At 40.4% G+C, this 20,781-nt stretch carries 18 protein-coding genes and 1 tRNA gene; 15 read left to right on the top strand and 4 right to left on the bottom strand.

Going from position 1 to position 20,781, the window contains the following annotated elements; all coding sequences use genetic code 11:
- From ADH92_RS01620 to ADH92_RS01580, 9 genes are all read left to right on the top strand, one after another.
- Positions 1–642: a DUF1919 domain-containing protein gene (locus ADH92_RS01620; protein WP_049496416.1), complete on the top strand. Its 642-nt coding sequence runs from the start codon at positions 1–3 to the stop codon at positions 640–642.
- Positions 639–1,610, top strand: a complete 972-nt coding sequence (locus tag ADH92_RS01615) for a DUF6625 family protein (protein ID WP_049496413.1) — start codon at positions 639–641, stop codon at positions 1,608–1,610. Before ADH92_RS01620 ends, ADH92_RS01615 begins: the two co-directional genes overlap by 4 nt.
- Positions 1,603–2,673, top strand: a complete 1,071-nt coding sequence (locus ADH92_RS01610; protein ID WP_049496411.1) for a glycosyltransferase family 2 protein — start codon at positions 1,603–1,605, stop codon at positions 2,671–2,673. The genes ADH92_RS01615 and ADH92_RS01610 overlap by 8 nt, the downstream gene beginning before the upstream one ends.
- 33 nt (positions 2,674–2,706) lie before the next feature.
- Positions 2,707–3,855 (top strand): hypothetical protein, encoded by a 1,149-nt coding sequence (locus ADH92_RS01605; RefSeq protein WP_049496408.1) that lies wholly within the window; start codon positions 2,707–2,709, stop codon positions 3,853–3,855.
- 2 nt (positions 3,856–3,857) lie between these two features.
- Entirely contained in the window at positions 3,858–5,273 is a 1,416-nt protein-coding gene (locus ADH92_RS01600; RefSeq protein WP_049496502.1) for a flippase, read from the top strand.
- Positions 5,274–5,283: 10 nt separating this feature from the next.
- Complete coding sequence (glf, locus tag ADH92_RS01595) at positions 5,284–6,384, top strand: UDP-galactopyranose mutase (protein ID WP_049496405.1); 1,101 nt, start codon at positions 5,284–5,286, stop codon at positions 6,382–6,384.
- On the top strand, positions 6,381–7,373 hold the full coding sequence (locus ADH92_RS01590; RefSeq protein ID WP_049496403.1) for a stealth family protein: 993 nt from the start codon (positions 6,381–6,383) through the stop codon (positions 7,371–7,373). Before glf ends, ADH92_RS01590 begins: the two co-directional genes overlap by 4 nt.
- Positions 7,374–7,383: 10 nt before the next feature.
- Positions 7,384–8,436: a glycosyltransferase gene (locus ADH92_RS01585; RefSeq protein WP_049496400.1), complete on the top strand. Its 1,053-nt coding sequence runs from the start codon at positions 7,384–7,386 to the stop codon at positions 8,434–8,436.
- Between the two features lie 142 nt (positions 8,437–8,578).
- On the top strand, positions 8,579–11,341 hold the full coding sequence (locus tag ADH92_RS01580; protein ID WP_049496396.1) for a GBS Bsp-like repeat-containing protein: 2,763 nt from the start codon (positions 8,579–8,581) through the stop codon (positions 11,339–11,341).
- 282 nt (positions 11,342–11,623) lie between these two features.
- On the opposite strand, the gene ADH92_RS01575 is transcribed toward ADH92_RS01580, so the two are convergent.
- Entirely contained in the window at positions 11,624–12,487 is an 864-nt protein-coding gene (locus ADH92_RS01575) for an RluA family pseudouridine synthase (RefSeq protein WP_049496393.1), read from the bottom strand.
- 103 nt (positions 12,488–12,590) lie between these two features.
- On the opposite strand from ADH92_RS01575, the gene pbp2a reads away from it, so the two are divergent.
- The gene (gene pbp2a, locus ADH92_RS01570; RefSeq protein ID WP_049496391.1) at positions 12,591–14,825 is read left to right on the top strand and encodes a penicillin-binding protein PBP2A; all 2,235 of its coding nucleotides are present in this window, start codon (positions 12,591–12,593) and stop codon (positions 14,823–14,825) included.
- Between the two features lie 42 nt (positions 14,826–14,867).
- On the opposite strand, the gene ypfJ is transcribed toward pbp2a, so the two are convergent.
- Positions 14,868–15,776: a KPN_02809 family neutral zinc metallopeptidase gene (ypfJ, locus tag ADH92_RS01565; protein WP_049496387.1), complete on the bottom strand. Its 909-nt coding sequence runs from the start codon at positions 15,774–15,776 to the stop codon at positions 14,868–14,870.
- Between the two features lie 144 nt (positions 15,777–15,920).
- On the opposite strand from ypfJ, the gene rpmG reads away from it, so the two are divergent.
- From rpmG to nusG, 3 genes are all read left to right on the top strand, one after another.
- The gene (gene rpmG / locus ADH92_RS10440) at positions 15,921–16,073 is read left to right on the top strand and encodes a 50S ribosomal protein L33 (protein ID WP_003009043.1); all 153 of its coding nucleotides are present in this window, start codon (positions 15,921–15,923) and stop codon (positions 16,071–16,073) included.
- A gap of 9 nt (positions 16,074–16,082) precedes the next feature.
- Positions 16,083–16,259, top strand: coding sequence for a preprotein translocase subunit SecE (gene secE / locus ADH92_RS01560; protein ID WP_003002261.1), 177 nt, complete (start codon positions 16,083–16,085; stop codon positions 16,257–16,259).
- Positions 16,260–16,446: 187 nt separating this feature from the next.
- On the top strand, positions 16,447–16,983 hold the full coding sequence (nusG, locus tag ADH92_RS01555) for a transcription termination/antitermination protein NusG (protein ID WP_003002077.1): 537 nt from the start codon (positions 16,447–16,449) through the stop codon (positions 16,981–16,983).
- A 194-nt stretch (positions 16,984–17,177) separates the two neighbouring features.
- Here nusG and ADH92_RS01550 read toward each other — a convergent pair whose 3' ends face one another.
- Together ADH92_RS01550 and ADH92_RS01545 are read right to left on the bottom strand one after the other, a co-directional pair.
- Positions 17,178–17,936, bottom strand: coding sequence for a hypothetical protein (locus ADH92_RS01550; protein WP_049496382.1), 759 nt, complete (start codon positions 17,934–17,936; stop codon positions 17,178–17,180).
- 144 nt (positions 17,937–18,080) lie between these two features.
- Positions 18,081–18,151 (bottom strand) — tRNA-Cys (locus ADH92_RS01545).
- Positions 18,152–18,416: 265 nt separating this feature from the next.
- Here ADH92_RS01545 and rpsB point away from each other — a divergent pair.
- On the top strand, positions 18,417–19,199 hold the full coding sequence (gene rpsB, locus ADH92_RS01540; protein WP_003016971.1) for a 30S ribosomal protein S2: 783 nt from the start codon (positions 18,417–18,419) through the stop codon (positions 19,197–19,199).
- Positions 19,200–19,281: 82 nt separating this feature from the next.
- Positions 19,282–20,322 (top strand): translation elongation factor Ts, encoded by a 1,041-nt coding sequence (gene tsf / locus ADH92_RS01535; RefSeq protein WP_049496376.1) that lies wholly within the window; start codon positions 19,282–19,284, stop codon positions 20,320–20,322.
- Positions 20,323–20,781: the final 459 nt, after the last annotated feature.

The raw sequence follows: 20,781 nt of genomic DNA, 5'->3' as shown, positions 1-20,781 counted from the left end.
ATGAATACTGAAACAATTAAGAATAAATTAAAACCAATCGTTTATCCAATTATTAACTTTATTCCTCGGCGAAGACTCAAGAATAAAAATTTCACGATCATTTGTGATAATTGTTGGGCTGGGAAAGTTTATCAGGAGTTAGGACTACCTTATCAAACACCGTTTGTTGGACTGTTTGTCTTTTCGCCTGATTACATCAAAATGCTCAAGAATATCAAATACTATTTGAGCGGAAACATTCCCTTGAAATTTGTTAAGGAATCGAAATATATCACAGACTTTGATAATTCCTATCCACTCGCACTTCTTGATGATATTGAACTTCATTTTTTGCATTATGCAGATGAAGAAGAAGCTACTAAAAAATGGAATCGTCGTTTGAAGAGAATGCATTGGGATAATTTGTATTTCAAGTTCAATGACAATGATGCTTGTACTTATGAGCTGATGAAAGAGTTTGAAGAGCTTCCATACAAGAGTAAGGTGATTTTCTCTTCAAAGAATTATAGTGACCTACCTTCATTGGTCCACTTTAAATCAGCTGAAAAGCAAGGACACGTTGGCATCGATTTGAAAACGTACCACCGTTATTTTAATGCTGTTACTTGGTTGAATAAGGGTGGAGAGGATCTAACTAAATGAAAAGAATAAGACTTATTATTCCATATTTCGGAAGACTTCCAAAATTTTTCCCTTATTTTTTGTTAACCGCCAAACGTAATCAAAAGATTGATTTCTTAATTTATACGGATCAAAAGGTTGAACAATTTGACATTTTAAATGCTAAAAATATAGAATTTGTAACTCTTTCTTTTGATGAGTTAAGAGAGAAAGTTCAGTCTAAGTTTGATTTTAAAATCTCTCTTAAAACACCTTATAAATTATGTGACTATAAAGTTGCTTATGGGCTTATCTTTGAAGAAGAATTAAAGGGTTATGATTACTGGGGCTTTTGTGACACAGATGTTTTACTTGGAGATATTTACCAATTTCTAGAAGAGCATAGATTTTTTGAGAAAGATTATGCTCGATATGGTCTTTTAGGTCATTTACAAATATTTAAAAATACACAAGATGTTAATCATGTATTTATGTCTGGGCAAGGTTTAAACTATCGATTAGATTATCATAATGTCTTTACTAGTGAGCAAAATTTTATTTTTGATGAGGCAGAAGGTATCCAAAAGCTTTTTGAAAAAAGTCATTTCAAACAACTGCAAGATAAGTTTTTTGATGATATTGATATTAGTCATTTCTCATTTCGGGAATATGGTGAAAACGAACCGAAACGCTACTATTTTTGGTCAGAGGAAAATGGTTTGGAATCGATAAATTTAATCGATAGTGATATAGTGGTTAAGCGTCCTCTATATGCACATTTCCAAAAGAGGATGATCAAATGTCCTGAGTTTAAATTGGTTGATTCATTTTATGTTATACCAAATCAATTAGTTATTGGAGAGAAAATTTCTAAGCAAGAGCTAGTAGAGGTGACAAGAAATAAATTCTATTGGGAATATATTAGATCAACAATGTTAAAGAAATTAAAAAAAGAAAAATGGACACTAGAATTTATTCGTCATAAATTAAGGATGAAGAGTAATGAATAATATAGATTTGAGTATTATTGTTCCAGTATTTAATGTTGAAGGTTATTTAAAAAGAGCCCTAGATTCCATACTTATGCAATCGTCGCCAATCAATTATGAAATTGTGTTAATTGATGACGGTTCAAGTGATAATAGCGGTGCGATTTGTGATAAGTATCAAAATAATTTTTCTAACGTTTGTGTTAGGCATATTGAAAATAACGGAGTGTCAGAAGCTAGGAACTTAGGTATTTCTTTGTCGAGAGGTAATTATTTATTTTTTATGGATCCTGACGACTTCGTATCTGAGGATTTCTTTGAAAAAATATTTCCTACCCTCAATGATAAATGGGATGTTCTTTGTTTTGGCTACAATGAAATTAAAGAAAATAAGGACACTATTTTGTCTTGTCGCCCTCATTTGTATACGCGTTGTGGTCTTCTTGGAAAGAATGAATTTAGAAATGAATTTATAGAGTTATTCAAAACTGATATGATGTACAATGTTTGGTCAAGAATCTATAACAAGTCATTTATTTTAAAACACGATATTCAGTTTCCTAGTAAACCAATAGGAGAGGATACTTCATTCAATTTTCAAGTTTATCGACATTTAAATACCATTCAATTTATTGATTCGATTCTTTATAATTATATTGCTGGTAGAAGCGGTTCAGCATTGACCAGTTTTCATCCTAGAAGAATCGAAATACAATTAGATGAACTTCAAGCATTGCAAGAATTACTTGAAAAGTTCCAAATAGAAGATGCCACATTAATTCAGGAAATTAAGACAAAAATTATTGTAAGTGCAGCCTTTCAAATTTCTAATTTAAATGCGAGAAGGAAAGAAAAGATAGAATTACTGCAATCTGTTATTACTAATAAAGCTTTTGATCATATTTTTTCAGGAAATAGGAATCAAATGATTGGGTCTTATAAGACCTTATTAAGACAGCGAGATATTTCTTCTTTTATTAGAAGATTGAGTATTGATCTTCTCACCCAAAAAAAATTTCGGACAGTCATCTTTATTGAAAAAATGAAAATGAATCCAATTTTACGTAAAATTGCTTTTAAATAGGTGTAGCTATTTTATTAAGAGTAAAAAGGTATTATGTTAAAAATTAAGTTTGAGAACCTTTTGGTTATTCTAGTATTGACTCTTATTGTTGGGTACGATACTCTTATGACAACAATGTTAAACAGAATAATCCCAAATCTTCCGGTTGTTTTATTAATCTGTTTTTCATTATTATTATGTTTTAGATTTTTGTATATAAAAAAATTCACGTTCTTTTATATCTTAACTGCTATTTTATTACTACTAACAAGTTCTATCGTATTCATGCATACGGGCGGGACTAATTTCCTACTTTATTCATTATTGATTTTGTTATTATATGATGCAGATATTGATGTTATCTTAAAAACATACGTTATTGTGTCAGGAACGATAGTGTTCGGAGTGTTCTTACTTTCAATTCTAGGAGTTATTCCTAATTTACAATTTGCTCAGGTCCGTTCGTCTGGCCTTGTGATTAGAAATTCCTTTGGTTTCATTTATCCAACTGACTTTGCGTCTCACTGTTTTTATTTATTTATTGCTTGGGGATATGTACTACGGAAAAAGTTCATCATACTACGAACCTTGGTAGGTATTAGTTTAGCATTTTTTATCATCAAATTTTGTGATGCTAGGTTAAATGCCCTTTCTGTACTTGTAGCAACTGTCATTTTTATTGTTATGTATGTTACTAAAGAAAGAAAATTTAAAATTTATGGGATCCTACCTTATTTTGCAGCTATATTTTCTTTCTTAATGTTTTACTTATCGTATTTCTTTACCTGGTCTTCTTCATTATTTGTGAGTTTGAACAACTTATTCAGTATGAGGTTATTTTTAGGGAAAAATGCAATAGAGACCTATGGATTACATTTGTTTGGAGCAACCGGGGTTAAGTTTATAGGATATGGCGGCACAACAGAATCAGTATACAGTTATAACTATGTAGATTCCTCTTATATTCAAATGTTATTTTACTACGGAGTTGTTCCTGTAGTATTACTGGTATTGATTTATGTACTTGCATCAAAGAGAATTTATAAACAGGGTATGTTCCTATTCTTAGCTTTATTATCGCTTATTACAATTAATTGTATGATAGAAGCTTTTTGGATAAGACCAGGATATAATATTTTTATTTTTACACTTTTTGCTAGCCTTGTGCCAGTTCAATACAAAATAAAATATAGAATTGAATGATCATGAAAGTTCTTAAAAATTACGCCTATAATCTCTCCTACCAGTTATTGGTGATTATCTTGCCGATTATCACCACCCCTTATGTGACGCGGGTCTTTAGTTCAAATGACTTGGGGACCTATGGCTATTTCAACTCCATTGTTACCTATTTTCTCCTTTTGGCGACGCTAGGAGTGGCCAATTATGGAACTAAGGAGATTTCAGGACACCGAAAAGACATCCAAAAGAATTTCTGGGGGATTTATACCCTTCAGTTGGGGGCTACGATTTTATCCCTTACCCTCTATGTTCTTTTATGTCTAACCCTTCCTTCTATGCAAAACCCTGTGGCCTATATTTTGGGGCTCAGTTTAGTTTCAAAGGGACTAGACATCTCCTGGCTCTTTCAAGGATTGGAAGATTTCCGCAAGATTACGGTTCGAAATATCACGGTCAAACTGGTTGGAGTCATCTCCATCTTCTTGTTTGTCAAATCTGCTAATGATCTTTATCTCTATGTATTCTTACTCACCATCTTTGAACTGTTAGGTCAGCTTAGCATGTGGTTGCCCGCACGTGAATTTATTGGGAAAGTCCATTTTGATATGGCCTATGCACGGGTGCATTTAAAACCGGTCATTTTGCTCTTTTTACCTCAGATTGCCATTTCCCTCTATGTCACCTTAGACCGGACTATGCTTGGGGCTCTTGCCTCTACAAAGGATGTGGGGATCTATGACCAGGCCTTAAAATTGGTCAATATTTTGTTAACCTTGGTGACTTCACTGGGGAGTGTCATGTTGCCTCGGGTATCGAGCCTCTTATCCTCAGGGGACCACAAGGCTGTCAACAAGATGCACCAAATGTCTTTTTTGATTTACAATTTGGTCATTTTTCCGATTATTGCCGGCATGCTGATTATCAATGATGATTTTGTTCAATTCTTCCTAGGGAAGGATTTCCAAGATGCACGTTATGCCATTGCCATCATGATTTTTAGAATGTTCTTTATCGGATGGACCAATATCATGGGGATTCAAATTCTAATCCCTCACAATAAAAATAAAGAATTTATGATTTCGACTACTGTACCTGCCATTGTCAGTGTCGGATTGAATCTCATCTTCCTACCAAAACTGGGCTTTATTGGAGCTGCGATTGTGTCAGTGTTGACAGAAGCTTTGGTATGGGGGATTCAACTCTACTTCACACGAACTTATCTTAAAGAAGTGCCGATTATGGGCTCAATGATGAAGATTGTGTTCGCTTCAGGCCTCATGTATGGTCTTTTGCTACTAGTCAAGTTCATCGTCCACCTTTCGCCGACGCTGAATGTCGTTCTCTATGCTGGCCTAGGTGGGGTCATCTATGGGACCTTGATTTTGCTCCTCAAAATAGTGAATGTGAAAGAGTTGAAACAGCAATTAATAAAAAAATAGGGAGACAACTATGTACGATTATCTGATTGTTGGTGCTGGTCTATCGGGGGCAATTTTTGCTCATGAGGCAACCAAGCGTGGCAAAAAAGTAAAAGTGATTGATAAACGGGACCACATTGGTGGTAATATCTATTGTGAAGAAGTTGAAGGAATCAATGTTCATAAGTACGGTGCCCACATTTTCCATACCTCAAACAAAAAGGTTTGGGATTATGTCAACCAATTTGCTGAATTTAACAACTATATCAATTCACCGGTAGCTAATTACAAGGGCAGCCTCTACAATCTTCCCTTCAACATGAATACCTTCTATGCCATGTGGGGGACAAAGACTCCTCAAGAAGTCAAAAACAAGATTGCGGAGCAAACGGCGGATATGAAAGATGTTGAGCCTAAGAACTTGGAAGAACAAGCGATCAAGTTGATTGGTCCGGACATCTATGAAAAGTTGATCAAGGGCTATACAGAAAAACAATGGGGACGTTCTGCAATAGACCTTCCACCATTTATCATCAAACGTCTTCCAGTTCGCTTGACCTTTGATAACAACTACTTTAATGACCGTTACCAAGGGATTCCAATCGGTGGTTACAACGTCATCATTGAAAACATGCTGGGTGATATAGAAGTAGAACTTGGGGTTGATTTCTTTGCCAATCGTGAAGAGCTTGAAGCTTCAGCTGATAAAGTTGTCTTTACAGGGATGATTGACCAGTACTTTGATTACAAACATGGTGAGTTGGAGTATCGCAGTCTTCGTTTTGAACACGAAGTCTTGGACGAGGAAAACCATCAAGGGAATGCGGTCGTCAACTATACAGAGCGTGAGATTCCTTATACTCGAATCATTGAGCATAAGCACTTCGAGTATGGTACACAACCGAAGACGGTGATTACCCGTGAATACCCAGCTGATTGGAAACGAGGCGATGAGCCCTACTATCCAATCAATGATGAAAAGAATAATGCGATGTTTGCCAAGTACCAAGAAGAAGCTGAGAAAAATGACAAGGTTATCTTCTGTGGACGCCTAGCAGACTATAAATACTACGATATGCATGTGGTTATTGAGCGTGCTCTAGAAGTCGTTGAGAAAGAATTTATTAAATGACACAAGAAAAAATTGATATCGTGGTTCTTTGGGTCGACGGAAGTGATACGGAGTTTATCCGCGAGAAACAAGCCGTGACAGGTCAAATGTCAAAAATAGACCAAGAAATCGACGGAGAGCAACGTTATCGTGATTACGGTATTTTTAATTACTGGTTTCGAATGATTGAAAAGCATGCTCCTTGGGTGAATAATGTTTATCTAATTACCAATGGGCAAAAGCCTGACTGGTTAAATTTGGAGCATCCAAAACTTAAGTTGATCACTCATAGGGAATTTATGCCTGAAGCTTACCTTCCTTCATATAATTCAGCAGCAATTGAGCTAAATCTTCATCGTATTGAGGGCTTATCAGAACATTTTATCTACTTCAATGATGATATGTTCATGATAAAGGATACTCAACCTTCCGATTTTTATAAGAATGGACAACCCAAGCTTTTAGCAGTATACGATGCTTTAGTTCCATGGTCACCATTTACAAATACTTATCACAATAATGTTGAGTTGATTTATCGCCATTTTCCTAATAAGAAGGCTATGAAATCCTCTCCTTGGAAATTTTTTAATTTTCGTTATGGTTCCTTGGTTTTGAAAAACTTGTTACTCTTACCATGGGGACCGACGGGTTATGTGAATCAGCATTTGCCTGTACCGATGAAGAAGAGTACTTTGTCACATTTGTGGGACATCGAAGGTGAAACTTTGGATAGAACATCCAGAAATAAGATTAGAGATTATGGGGTAGATGTCAATCAATACGTTTGTTCTAACTGGCAAATTGAAAGTAATCAGTTTTATCCTATGTCTAAAAATTTCGGAGAAACAATTGGTTTAAATCAAGTGGATAAGCTGGAATCTATCTTTACAGATAGACGTAAAAAACTGCTTTGTGTCAATGATGATGGTGACTTTAGGGAAGAAAACATCATTCATTTCAAGCAAATTTTAAATGAATATTATCCTAAAAAATCAGCGTATGAAAAATGAGAAGTAAGAGATGAAATACTATTTAAAAGAAGAATTTTTACACGACAATAATGCTAAAAATGCGGGAAATAAAGCACGTAATGACGTTGAAGCAATTTTAAATAAATTAGGTTATTCTCCGTTGAAAGTTTTGGTGGATGACTGGTATCAAATGAATGTTCTTAGGGCACAGATTCATAAATATAGAGCTCTCTTTAGAGCTTTCAAAGACCTAAAGAAAAATGATGAGATCATAATTCAATTTCCTTTGTTACATCATTCTTTGTTTCTTAACCATTTACTAAAAAAACTTAAAAACAGGGGTACGGACGTCTATTTTTTAGTTCATGATTTGGAAACACTGCGTTTTGTGAATGATAAAACCTTACCATTTAGAATGAAGTTACGGATGAAACTAACTGAAAGTGATACGTTCCGTAGTGTTACAGGAATTATTGCTCACAACCCGGTTATGAAATCTGTTTTAGTGGATAAGGGGGTTGTAGAAGATAAGATTGTCAGCCTTGGTATTTTTGACTATTTGATTCCAGATTTTCAAGAAAAGAGTGGCCAAACAAAAGACCAGCCGATAATTGTGGCAGGTAATTTGGCCAAGGAAAAAGCTGGTTATCTTTATACTCTTCCAGAAGCACCGTCTTATAACCTTTATGGTGTAGGTTTTGACGAGAGTAGGGCACTAGAAAATGAGACTTACTTTGGTTCCTTCTTACCGGATGAACTGCCTGCAGCCCTTGAGGGTGGTTTTGGACTGGTCTGGGATGGGGATAGTTCGGAAACTTGTAGTGGCGTCTTTGGTGAGTACCTTCGCTACAACAACTCTCACAAGGCGTCTCTTTACTTGGCATCGGGCTTCCCGCTTGTGGTTTGGAAACAGTCAGCCTTGTCTCATTTTGTGCTTGAGAAGGGCTGTGGGATTGCAGTAGAGTCGCTTCATGACTTGAAGGAGACAATCGACAATCTTTCAGATGCTGATTACCAAGACTTGGTGGACAATGCCAAGCGTGTCGGTCAGGAAATCCGAGAGGGTCACTATTTAAAGACAGCTTTAGAGCATTTAGCATAAGGTCAGAAGAAGTCAGAAGGACTTCTTTTTTGTGTTTCAAAAAAAATCACTAATTTTAAAAATTTGCCATTTAAAACTTTTCATCTCTGAAACCGTGTGGTAAAATGATTAAAGTATAAAATTTGTATAAAGGGAAGTTTATATGAAAAAGAAAGATCTTATTTTTTATGCGAGTGCAACGGTACTATTGGCCTTTTCAACGCAACAGGTCAAGGCTGATGAACAAACTTCATCTGACCAAACATTTGAAAAAACTGCCACAATCGTTTTAAAGGCAGAAACCTCGTCAAATACAGAGAATACAGGAATACATGCTGAAAGATCAGTGGCAATAGAGAAAAAGGCTGATACAGAAGCATACCGGAACGAAACTGCTAAAAATAACGCTGAATTTGCGGAATATGTTGCTGAAGAAAAGATCGAAACAGAATCTCCATCTTCCGCTGTGTTTACAAGTCTCTCTTCCAATAGAAAAGAAGAACATACAAGTGCTACAACAAGTGGAACGATTCCCACTACAGAAGCAAAAGCCAGTGGGACACTTTTAATCGAGAATAACAATCCGGTGGCAGGAACGTTTGACGCAGTTGTTCGTGATATTGAAGCCCCAAATGGTTTGAAAGAAGTTCTTGTTCCAACATGGAGCCTTGAAAACGGTCAAGATGATCTGATATGGCATAAAGCTATGAGAGAGCCTGACGGCTCTTATCGTGCGAAAATTAAAGCCTCCGATCACAAAGATTCCACTGGGAATTACCGGGCAGATGCTTATGTAATTGATAAAAAAGGGAGAGCCCAGTATCTATCTCAAAAGATTGTTGCTGTTGATTATGCACGACCAAGTGGTGCCCTTTCAATTGAGAATAACAATACTGTAGCAGGGACATTTGATGCGGTTATTCGAAACATTGTCGCTCCAAATGGTGTGAAAGAGGTATTGGTTCCGTCATGGAGTTTAGAGAATGGTCAAGAAGACCTCATTTGGCATAAAGCAACTAAGCAAAGTGATGGTAGCTATCGTGTCACCATTAAGGCAACCGAACATAAAGGGAATAAAGGGAAATACCGAGCAGATGCTTATGTTGTAGACAACTCAAATAATCGTCACTACATTGCTGAAAAAGTAGTAGCTGTTGATTACACACGGCCAAGAGGTGTCCTTTCAATTGAAAACAACGATACTGTAGCAGGGACATTTGATGCAGTTGTTCGTGACATTGTTGCGCCAAATGGCGTTAAAGACATCTTGGTTCCATCATGGAGTCTTGCTGGTGGTCAGGACGACCTCATCTGGCATAAGGCTACTCGTCAAGCCGATGGTTCTTACCGCGTGACGATTAAGGCAACAGATCATAAGAACTCTACAGGGAGATATCGTGCTGATGCTTATCTTGTAGATAATTCTAATACTCCTTTTTATCTAACGGAAAAAGTGGTAGAAGTTACCCAAACTCGTCCGACTGCAAGTCTCATTATTGAAAATAATAATGCTGAATTGGGAACTTTTGATGCAGTTGTTCGTAATATTTCCGCTCCAAATGGGATTAAAGAAGTCTTAGTTCCATCGTGGAGTCTTGTGAATGGCCAAGATGATCTTATTTGGCACAAAGCGACTCGACAACCAGACGGTAGCTATCGTGTTACCATCAAGTCCGATGAGCACAAGAATTCGCTTGGCAATTATCGTGCTGACCTCTATATCGTTGATAACAAAAATCAACACCATTATATCACTGAAACGGTGGTGGATGTTAAGCATAACAAACCAATTGGTACGATTTCAATAGTTAACAACAACAAAGATACGGGAACTTTTGACGTCATTATTAAAGATGTCTACAGCCCTAAAGGCGTGCGAACAGTTCAAGTCCCAACTTGGTCTGACAAGGATGGTCAGGACGATCTTCGTTGGTACGAAGCAACTCGCCAAGCGAACGGAGACTACAAGGTTTCTGTGAAGGTTAGTGACCATAAAAATTCTACTGGGAAGTACTTTGTTCACCTATACTACATTCAGAATGATGGCACACGAGTCGGTGTTGGTGGGACAACTACAGACGTCGAATTCCGTAATGCTAAGACAAAAACACAGGCCTACATCAAGAATGTTAATTCTGGTGCTGGAACTTATACAGTAACGGTGGATCAAGCGCCTCAAGGTCGTCAGATTAAGAACATCCGTGTTGCAGCCTGGTCTCAAGCGCACCAAGAAAATCTCTTCTGGTATTCAACAGCACCTTCTGGTATGCACACAGAAGTGCAGGTCTCTGCAGCAAATCACCAGTACCAATCAGGCAACTATACCACTCACGTCTATGTGGATTATGTCGATGGTGGCGTTGAAGGCTTTAACCTTGGTCAAACAGCCCTTCATCCCCGTGCGACAGTTGGTCAAACAGCTTTCACTCCTCGTGTAACGAATGGACAACGGGACCGTGTCTTACGGGCAGCAGCTAGTCTAGTGGGCGTTCGTGGCGGAACTGCAGCTCACCATCAATTGGTCAATGATTATAACAGTGTTAAACCACTTCCGGTTGGTTATGCAGTGAAGACGACCGATGACTGGTGTGATATCTTTGTCACAACAGTCTTCCAGCGAGAAGGTTTGAGCGGTTTGATCGGTCGTGAATGTGGAGTCGAACGTCACATCCAGATCTTCAAACGCTTGGGCATTTGGAATGAAGATGGGACCACTACACCAAAAGCAGGGGACATCATCACCTTTAACTGGGATCAAAATAGCCAACAAAATAATGGCTTTGCGGATCACATCGGAATTGTTGAGAGCGTCTCAAATGGCATTATTCATACCATTGAAGGAAACTCCAACAACCAAGTCCGTCGCAATACCTACCGAATCGGACATGGTAATATCCGTGGATTTGCAACCCCACGCTATCAATAATAAAGAAAAGAAGCCCTGTGGCTTCTTTTTTGAATGCAGATAAGTTTTTAAAATAAAATGAGAGATTCTGTCAATTGTTTAAAATGATTTTTATCTTTTGAAATATTTGATTATGACTGGAGACTTTACGCAGTGAGAAAGGTGCTTGAAATATTAGAATTTCAAGCACTCGGGAGTTTTGAGACCTGGGGCTCAAAACTAAGTCATGGAACTTCTTTGAAGTTCGCTGACGTCCGTACTCACTTAAGGAAAGTCTCTAAGAAGACCATTTCGGTTCTTTTCTCATTTTTTCAACCCTTCTTCGAAACTCTTGGAAGTCGTTTCAACTTGAATGGTTTCAAGGGTTAATGGATTGGTGAAGGTCAAGCGGTGAGCATGGAGCATGAGTCGCTCTCCGCGTGCAGGGTTATAGAGAGGATCCCCGACAATCGGGTGCCCATGATGGGAGAGATGCACCCGGATCTGATGGGTACGGCCCGTCTTGAGCTGGCATTTGACCAGGCTGTTTCGCCCGATTTTTTTCAGTTGCGTCACCTGAGTTTCTGCATACTGCCCTTTGCGTGGATCGACCAGGCGCTTGCGCCGATCGTGGCGATCGCGTCCGATTTTATCCTTGTAGACGATGGTCTTTTGTGCTAAGCTGCCTTGGATCAAGGCCCAGTACTCCCGTTGGATCTTTTTATCTTCTAAAATGCGGTTGAGAATGGGCAGGATAAAAGGATTTTTAGCAAATAAAATGGCCCCACTGGTTTCCTTATCTAAGCGGTGCACAACGTAGCAGGTGGATCCAACATAGCTGGAAACATGGTTGAGAAGAGCAATTTCTGTCGGCTCATTGGCATGGGTTTTCATACCTTCAGGCTTATTGACGATGATGACATGCTCATCCTGATAGAGTTCTTCGACCAGACTCGGGTCTCCGGCTGGGAGCTCCTTTTCAGGGTAATCGTCGGCATCAAAGATTAGCTGGATCTGGTCTCCTTTTTGAACGGGGCTCTGCCAGTTGATGGTCTCGCCATTGACCAAGACGTGCTTCTTGGTTCGTAAAAAATGCCGGATCTTACGGGGAATGAGGAAGTAGTCCTCAAGCAACTCTTTCACAGTCATCTGGGGAAAGGATTGTGGAATGGTAAATTGATAGTTCATGACCCTATTGTAGCAAAATCTAAGCTTAAAGAAAACTAAATGGGAGAAGGGGATGAGCTATCTTTTCTTGCTAGGACAAGGATAAGGTGTTACAATAACAGGTATGAATAGAATAAAAGAATTATTTGAAAACCTGATCACTTTTTTTAGAAAGGATCATCCACCCAAAGCGGTGGCAGAAGAAGTGCCAGACACGGAACTACCGGAAGAGACAGTAGAGCCGACCTATAGTCGCTCAGGCAAGCACAGAAGCAAGCCTCTCTCTCAACACCCCTTCCGTCGTTTTTGGCGCAGATTCCATTTGACCAAGATTCTCCTGATCATTGGGCTAGGCTTTAGCCTCTTGACAGGGGGCTATCTTTTCTACCTTGCTAAGACGACCAACGTCAAGGATTTGCAGAATGCACTGAAGGCGACGACCATTATCTATGATAAGAATGGGGACCAGGCGGGAAGTTTGACCGGGCAAAAAGGAACCTATGTCGAACTCGATGCCATTAGTGAGAATCTGCAAAATGCCGTGGTCGCAACAGAGGACCGGAGCTTTTACAAGAATAGTGGGATCAACTATGGTCGCTTCTTCTTAGCCATTTTGACTTTGGGTCGCTCAGGTGGTGGATCGACCATCACCCAGCAGCTGGCTAAAAATGCTTACCTGTCCCAGGATCAGACGGTGGAGCGCAAGGCCAAGGAATTCTTCCTGGCACTTGAAATCAATAAGAAATACAGTAAAAAAGAGATCCTCACCATGTACCTCAACAATGCCTATTTTGGAAATGGGGTTTGGGGAATTGAGGATGCTTCCAAGAAGTATTTTGGAGTTTCAGCCAGTCAATTAAGCCTGGATCAGTCTGCGGTTCTCGCAGGTATGCTCAAGGGACCGGAAATCTATAACCCGCTCTATTCAGTAGAGAATGCGACCAATCGCCGCAATACGGTCCTCCAAAATATGGTGGCGGCTGGCTATATTGACCAGAAAACGGCTGATCAGTCGGCTGCTGTCGATATCCATGGCCAGCTGGTCGATGCCTATGAAGGCAAGTCGGAGGATTACCGCTACCCATCCTATTTTGATGCGGTCATCAATGAAGCGGTCAATGAATACGGCCTGACCGAAGAAGACATTGTCAAAAATGGCTACCGGATCTACACCGAGCTGGATCAAAATTACCAAGCAAGCATGCAGGTAATCTATGATAATACGGCCCTCTTCCCAGTAGCGGAAGACGGCACGCGCGCGGAGTCTGGTAGTGTCGCCCTCGATCCTAAAACCGGAGGGGTTCGGGCCCTCGTAGGGCGTGTTGGAAGCGATCAAAATCCAGGTTTCCGTACCTACAACTATGCCACCCAGGCTGCTCGAAGTCCAGGATCAACCATCAAACCTTTGGTTGTCTATAGCCCAGCTGTTGCAGAAGGTTGGTCGACCAATAAGGAATTGGACAATAGTACCACCCAATATGGAAGCTATGAGGTCAATAACTACGCGGGAATCCAGTCTAGCCCAACGGTACCGATGTACCAGGCCCTGGCAGAGTCCCTTAACCTTCCAGCCGTAGCGACCGCTAATGATTTGGGGCTCGATACGGTCTTTGAATACGGGAAAAAATTTGGACTCAACATGGACAAGGTGGACAAGTCGCTTGCTGTTGCCTTGGGTGCTGGTGTGACGACCAATCCGATGCAGATGGCCCAAGCCTATGGAACCTTTGCCAATGGCGGTGTCATGAATGATGCCCACCTCATTACTAAGATCGAAAATGCAAGTGGCCAAGTGGTCAAGAGCCACAGTCAGAAATCAACCCGGGTGCTTAGTGGATCCACAACGGATAAGATGACCAATATGATGTTGGGAACCTTCAGTAATGGTACGGGGGTTAACGCTGCGCCTTATGGTTATACCATGGCAGGAAAAACCGGTACGACAGAGACCAGCTTTAACAAGGACCTCTCTGGAGACCAATGGGTGATCGGCTACACGCCAGATGTGGTCATCAGTCAATGGCTTGGTTTCCCAACGACCGATGAAGGTCATTACCTGACCGATAGTAGTGCCGGAACGGCGTCAGAGATCTTCCGGAATGTTGCCAACAGTGTCCTGCCTTATACAGACGGTACCCAGTTTGATTCGGTGAAGAACTCTTATGCTGAAAATGGCATTGCGCCAGTCGGAGAAGAAACGACAGAAACAGACAGCAAAGAAGACAAAGGTTTCTTTGAGGATGTCAAAGAAAAGGCGTCGAATATGGTCGATGATGCGAAAAAAGCAATCGACGAGGCCGATATCCCAGGAAAAGCGAAAAATGCTTGGGATACTTTCAAAGGTTGGCTTGGTTTCTAATCAAAAAAAAACGATTCAGAAATTCTTCTGAATCGTTTTTAATTAGAGTTCACTATCTGACAAGCTAAAGGTATCGCCGTGTTGGAGATCTCCGTACTGGTAGCCCCGTTTGAACCAGCGCATGCGTTGCTCCGAAGTCCCGTGGGTAAAGCTATCTGGCACCGAGTAGCCGTAAGCTTGCTCTTGGAGAGTATCGTCACCGACTGCATGGGCCGCATTCATGGCTTCTTCGATATCACCGATATCCAAAAGGTTTCGGTCTTGAATGGAGCGGGCCCAGACACCTGCTAGGTAATCTGCTTGCAGCTCGATGCGGACGCTGATGGCATTTCGTTCCTTTTCAGAAAGTCCTTGCTGCATCCGGTGGTATTTGCCAAGGATTCCCAGCTCATTTTGTACGTGGTGACCGACTTCATGGGCGATGACGTAGGCCATGGCAAAGTCGCCGCTAGCCTTGTATTTGGTAGTCAATTCCTTGTAGAAACTCATATCCAAATAAATTTTCTTATCGGTTGGACAGTAGAAGGGGCCAGCCGATGCTTGCCCAACCCCACAGCCTGTCTTTGTCCGTCCGGTATAGAAGACTAGTTTGGGCTCCTGGTAGGTCCGTCCTTCTGCTTGAAAGACCTTGTGCCAATGATCTTCTGTTGTCCCAAGGACTTTGCTGACGAACTGGGCGTCTGCATCGTCGACATGGGTCTTATTGGTGCGCGTGACTTGGGTGGACTGGTAAGGTTGTGAAGTCCCATTTCCAAAGAGGCCTCCAAGGCTAGCTCCCCCTCCAAGAAGGACCATGAGAAGGATGATGATGATCTTACTCTTGAAGCTACCAGGCGATAGCAAAATTTGTAAAATTCCCCCGCCAAGGTTACTGTTGCCTGAAGACTGGGGGTAGCTTTGCCCTCGACGATCTTCGATATTTCTACTTTCTTTTAAGTTATCACTTTTCATATTCGTCTCCTTTTGTTTTATTTTACCAAAAATGAGGAAAAAACTAGAGTGATAACGCTTTAGATTTGCTTTTTTATTGACAGTAGATTTTCTGTCCTTGTCAAAACGTGGAAAACTTGCTATAATGGGGTGAACGGAGGCGTTATGGCATTAAAAAAAGCAAGTCTAGCGTGTACGGTTTGTGGGTCACGCAATTACTCCATTAAGTTGAGTGGGACGCCAAAACCAACACGTCTAGAAGTCAATAAATTCTGCAAACATTGCAGCAAGTATACCATCCATAAAGAAACACGATAGGAGAGAGTTGTGAAATTCATTAAAGATATTTTCGTCTTACTAAAAGATACAACTTGGCCAAATCGCAAGGAAAGATGGAAAAACTTTATCTCAGTGATTGAGTACACCGCTTTCTTTGTTGCATTGATTTATTTGTTTGACAAAGTCATTGCACGTGGCCTATTGCACATGATCAATTTCTTTTAAGAAAAGAAGCCAGGCGGGATCCCAAGGGTCCTGCTTTTTATGGTCTTTTCTTAAAAATAAATCAGCAAACCTCTTTGCATTCTGGCAAAATGTGGTATAATGAAGCTAGGAAAAGGAAAGCCAAGAGGCTTTTTTTAGTATGTTCACAAAAGCTCGAGCAGGCTAAACAGAAAGAAAGGATGCCCAAATGGACAGTTTTGATAAAGGCTGGTTTGTACTACAAACCTACTCAGGATATGAAAACAAGGTAAAAGAGAATCTTTTGCAACGTGCGCAAACTTATAATATGTTAGAAAACATCTTGCGCGTAGAGATTCCAACTCAAACCGTACAAGTTGAGAAAAACGGTAAAACAAAAGAAATCGAAGAAAACCGCTTCCCAGGTTATGTCTTGGTCGAAATGGTCATGACAGATGAAGCTTGGTTTGTTGTCCGGAACACCCCGAACGTTACTGGTTTCGTTGGATCCCACGGGAACCGTTCAAAACCAACTCCATTGTTGGAAGAAGAAATCCGCAGCATCTTGCTCTCTATGGGTCAAACTGTTCAAGAGTTTGATTTGGATGTCAAGGTGGGCGACACAGTTCGCATCATCGACGGTGCCTTCACAGACTATACTGGTAAGATCACTGAAATTGATAACAACAAGGTGAAAATGGTCATTTCTATGTTCGGTAACGATACAGTTGCAGAAGTGAATTTGAACCAAATTGCAGAATTGTAAGAAAGAGAGAGTGGGACAGAAATCGGTAATTCGTTAGAATTCGATTTCGTCGTCCCACCTCCGCACAGTTGAGTAGGGCTGTAAAAGCTGATGAAATCAGCGTAGTAGAGCCCACTCAACCACTGCGTCTTGCTTGACAATCCAAAAATAATTGAGAGGCTAGGACTTTTGTCCCAGCCTCTTTTGATTGCTTATTATTGATTTTTATCTAGGCCAGTGATCTTTTTTAACTGCTTGGTTTCTGCAGCAGACGTAACATTGAAGATCTTGTTTCCTTGTGTAGAGAAGCTAGATTCGTCCCCGTTGCTATCTTTATAGACATAGCTGGTCCCATTTTCTGAACGCATAATGGCATAGGGTTTTCCGAGACGTTCGAGGGCCGTTTTTGGTGTATCGGATTTGGAAATGCTGCCAGTAGACTGGTGGTTGGCATCGCCCCCTCTTAGTCGGAAGGTGATATCTGTTAACACATTATTGCGGAAGAAAGCCATGATATCGCCATTGTCTGTTGCCCAAACATTGACTCCATCACCAGGATTCGCACTGTCTGTGCTACTTACGGGTTGACCAAAGGCTGCAACTACGTCATCGTAACTGTTTCTTTCTTTTGGCCCACCAACCTCTTGTCCATCTTCGGTTCTCAATACAAAACCGGTGGTAGGGTGGAGGTTCTTGAGTTTTTCGATCTCAGGAATGGATGCAGCTCCTGGCACATATTGGAGAGATGCGCCATCATCTGGATCCAAGCTGAAGCGACCTGAAAAATCATCTGAGCTACTGCTGTCTGAAGAAGTGCTCGACGATTTACTAGATGATGCTTTGGTAGAAGATTGTTTGATCGGTTTTCTAGAGCTAGAAGCTGTTTTTGCTGGTTGCGCAGAATTGGCAGGTGAGCAAGCGGCTAGTGTCACTAGTGAAAGAAGGCCGATCGCAAAGAAACGAATGTTTTTCATAAATACCCTTTCTAATGTGCTTCGCCAATCAGGCGAGGTTTTATTATATCAATAATCAAGGAAAGGAGCAAATGGCAACAAAAAAACCCCCTATTGCTAGGGGAATTTTTAAAAGATAAAAGATGATAAAAAATTTTATTATCAAGGCGGTAGACGGATTTGAACCGACGATCAAGCTTTTGCAGAGCCGTGCCTTACCACTTGGCTATACCGCCATAACATATAATATTGTAACCTAAAAATAAAGATAGGTCAAGAAAAACTTTTTACGTCAAACAACTTTAGAAAACCATTTCATCGTAGGGATTGAAAAAATCTCTCAAATAGCTTGCGAATTCTAGGGATTTCTGCTATACTTATACAGTTGTCTAAAACAACAAAATACTCATCTCGGATCCATTGTGGCGCCGTTGCCCTTGTGGTCGTGCTGCAAGTTGACGTCTGAGAGAGGAGAAAAAAACAAAAAAGGAGAACTTACTCATGGCAGTAATTTCAATGAAACAACTTCTTGAGGCTGGTGTACACTTTGGTCACCAAACTCGTCGCTGGAACCCTAAGATGGCTAAGTACATCTTCACAGAACGTAACGGAATCCACGTTATCGACTTGCAACAAACTGTAAAATATGCAGACCAAGCATACGACTTCATGCGTGATGCAGCTGCAAACGATGCAGTGATCTTGTTCGTAGGTACTAAGAAACAAGCTGCTGATGCTGTTGCTGAAGAAGCTGTTCGTTCAGGTCAATACTTCATCAACCACCGTTGGTTGGGTGGAACTCTTACTAACTGGGGAACAATCCAAAAACGTATCGCTCGTTTGAAAGAAATCAAACGCATGGAAGAAGATGGAACTTTTGAAGTTCTTCCTAAGAAAGAAGTTGCATTGTTGAACAAACAACGCGCTCGTCTTGAAAAATTCTTGGGCGGTATCGAAGACATGCCTCGTATCCCAGACGTAATGTACGTTGTGGATCCACATAAAGAACAAATCGCTGTTAAAGAAGCTAAGAAATTGGGTATCCCAGTTGTAGCGATGGTCGACACTAACACTGACCCAGATGATATCGATGTTATCATCCCAGCGAACGATGACGCTATCCGCGCTGTTAAATTGATCACTGCGAAAATGGCTGACGCTGTTATCGAAGGACGTCAAGGTGAAGACAGTGTTGCTACAGTAGAAGCTGAATTGGCAGCTACTGAAGGTCAAGCTGATTCAATCGAAGAAATCGTTGAAGTTGTAGAAGGCGACAACGCTTAATTCATTCAATAAGTAACGAACCTAAGAGGGCAGGGCTCAGCCCGACCCTCTTATTTTATTAAAAAAATATAGGAGAACAAAAATGGCAGAAATTACAGCTAAGCTTGTAAAAGAATTGCGTGAAAAATCTGGTGCCGGTGTCATGGACGCTAAAAAGGCATTGGTTGAAGTTGAAGGTGATATCGAAAAAGCGATCGAATTGCTTCGCGAAAAAGGTATGGCTAAAGCAGCTAAGAAAGCTGACCGTGTTGCCGCTGAAGGTTTGACTGGTGTTTATGTCAATGGTAACGTTGCAGCAGTAGTTGAAGTAAACGCTGAAACTGACTTCGTTGCGAAAAACGCTCAATTCGTTGAATTGGTAAACGCAACAGCGAAAGTCATCGCTGAAGGTAAACCAGCTAACAACGAAGAAGCTCTTGCTTTGACAATGCCTTCAGGCGAAACTCTTGAAGCTGCATACGTATCTGCAACAGCTACAATCGGTGAAAAAATTTCATTCCGTCGTTTTGCCTTGCTTGAAAAAACAGATGCACAACACTTCGGTGCTTACCAACACAACGGTGGACGTATCGGTGTTATCTCTGTGATCGAAGGTGGAGACGAAGCACTTGCTAAACAAATCTCAATGCACATTGCTGCGATGAAACCAACTGTTCTTTCATACAAAGAATTGGATGAACAATTCGTGAAAGATGAATTGGCACAATTGAACCACGTCATCGACCAAGATAACGAAAGCCGTGCAATGGTTGGTAAACCAGCTCTTCCACACTTGAAGTATGGTTCTAAAGCTCAATTGACTGACGAAGTTGTCGCTCAAGCTGAAGAAGATATCAAAGCTGAATTGGCAGCTGAAGGTAAACCAGAAAAAATCTGGGATAAGATCATCCCTGGTAAAATGGATCGCTTCATGCTTGACAACACTAAAGTTGACCAAGCTTACACTCTTCTTGCACAAGTTTACATCATGGATGACAGCAAGACAGTGGAAGCTTACCTTGAATCAGTAAATGCTTCAGTAGTTGAGTTTGCTCGCTTTGAAGTTGGTGAAGGTATCGAAAAAGCAGCTAATGACTTTGAATCAGAAGTTGCAGCTACAATGGCAGCGGCTCTTAACAACTAAGAATACAAAAAAAGAGGTTTCGATGGGAACCTCTTTTTTGTAAGATAAAGTCATCTAAATAACTTTCCTTAGGTGAGTACGGACGTCAGCGAACTTCAAAGAAGTTCCATGACTAATTAAGATACAAAGGGCGTCTGCGGATAAAGTCAAAATAGGAAGTTTAACGAAGAATCTTTAGATTCTAGGAAAACTTATCTTTTTGACACAATCCGCCGCCCGTGTTCAATTAGTTTTGGACCCATTCGCTTTTCAAATTTTAAGCTCATGCTAAAACAGTTCCCCGAACTGTTTTACTTCCAAAACTCCCGAGTGCTAGAAACATGATTGTTTCTAGCACTTTTCTCACAGCGGAAAGTTTTAGTAGATGACTGAGTAATTCTAATAAATAAATTTTTTAAAACTAAAAGTTTATGTACAATTGACTTAACATGAGCTAAACAATTGATACAACTGAATTAG

The sequence above is a fragment of the Streptococcus parasanguinis genome, from assembly GCF_001073155.1.
Classification (GTDB): domain Bacteria; phylum Bacillota; class Bacilli; order Lactobacillales; family Streptococcaceae; genus Streptococcus; species Streptococcus parasanguinis_D.
Note: the sequence above shows the minus strand (reverse complement) of the source record. Positions and strands in the feature narration are given on the sequence as shown.

Excerpts from the sequence above, each read along its gene's own strand:
- ADH92_RS01585 (WP_049496400.1), top strand. The coding sequence starts at position 7,384 with ATGAAATACTATTTAAAAGAAGAATTTTTACACGACAATAATGCTAAA.
- rpsB (WP_003016971.1), top strand. The coding sequence starts at position 18,417 with ATGGCAGTAATTTCAATGAAACAACTTCTTGAGGCTGGTGTACACTTT.
- ADH92_RS01575 (WP_049496393.1), bottom strand. The coding sequence starts at position 12,487 with ATGAACTATCAATTTACCATTCCACAATCCTTTCCCCAGATGACTGTG.
- tsf (WP_049496376.1), top strand. The coding sequence starts at position 19,282 with ATGGCAGAAATTACAGCTAAGCTTGTAAAAGAATTGCGTGAAAAATCT.
- pbp2a (WP_049496391.1), top strand. The coding sequence starts at position 12,591 with ATGAATAGAATAAAAGAATTATTTGAAAACCTGATCACTTTTTTTAGA.
- ypfJ (WP_049496387.1), bottom strand. The coding sequence starts at position 15,776 with ATGAAAAGTGATAACTTAAAAGAAAGTAGAAATATCGAAGATCGTCGA.
- ADH92_RS01590 (WP_049496403.1), top strand. The coding sequence starts at position 6,381 with ATGACACAAGAAAAAATTGATATCGTGGTTCTTTGGGTCGACGGAAGT.
- ADH92_RS01600 (WP_049496502.1), top strand. The coding sequence starts at position 3,858 with ATGAAAGTTCTTAAAAATTACGCCTATAATCTCTCCTACCAGTTATTG.
- ADH92_RS01610 (WP_049496411.1), top strand. The coding sequence starts at position 1,603 with ATGAATAATATAGATTTGAGTATTATTGTTCCAGTATTTAATGTTGAA.
- rpmG (WP_003009043.1), top strand. The coding sequence starts at position 15,921 with ATGGCATTAAAAAAAGCAAGTCTAGCGTGTACGGTTTGTGGGTCACGC.
- ADH92_RS01605 (WP_049496408.1), top strand. The coding sequence starts at position 2,707 with ATGTTAAAAATTAAGTTTGAGAACCTTTTGGTTATTCTAGTATTGACT.
- nusG (WP_003002077.1), top strand. The coding sequence starts at position 16,447 with ATGGACAGTTTTGATAAAGGCTGGTTTGTACTACAAACCTACTCAGGA.
- ADH92_RS01615 (WP_049496413.1), top strand. The coding sequence starts at position 639 with ATGAAAAGAATAAGACTTATTATTCCATATTTCGGAAGACTTCCAAAA.
- ADH92_RS01550 (WP_049496382.1), bottom strand. The coding sequence starts at position 17,936 with ATGAAAAACATTCGTTTCTTTGCGATCGGCCTTCTTTCACTAGTGACA.
- ADH92_RS01580 (WP_049496396.1), top strand. The coding sequence starts at position 8,579 with ATGAAAAAGAAAGATCTTATTTTTTATGCGAGTGCAACGGTACTATTG.
- glf (WP_049496405.1), top strand. The coding sequence starts at position 5,284 with ATGTACGATTATCTGATTGTTGGTGCTGGTCTATCGGGGGCAATTTTT.
- ADH92_RS01620 (WP_049496416.1), top strand. The coding sequence starts at position 1 with ATGAATACTGAAACAATTAAGAATAAATTAAAACCAATCGTTTATCCA.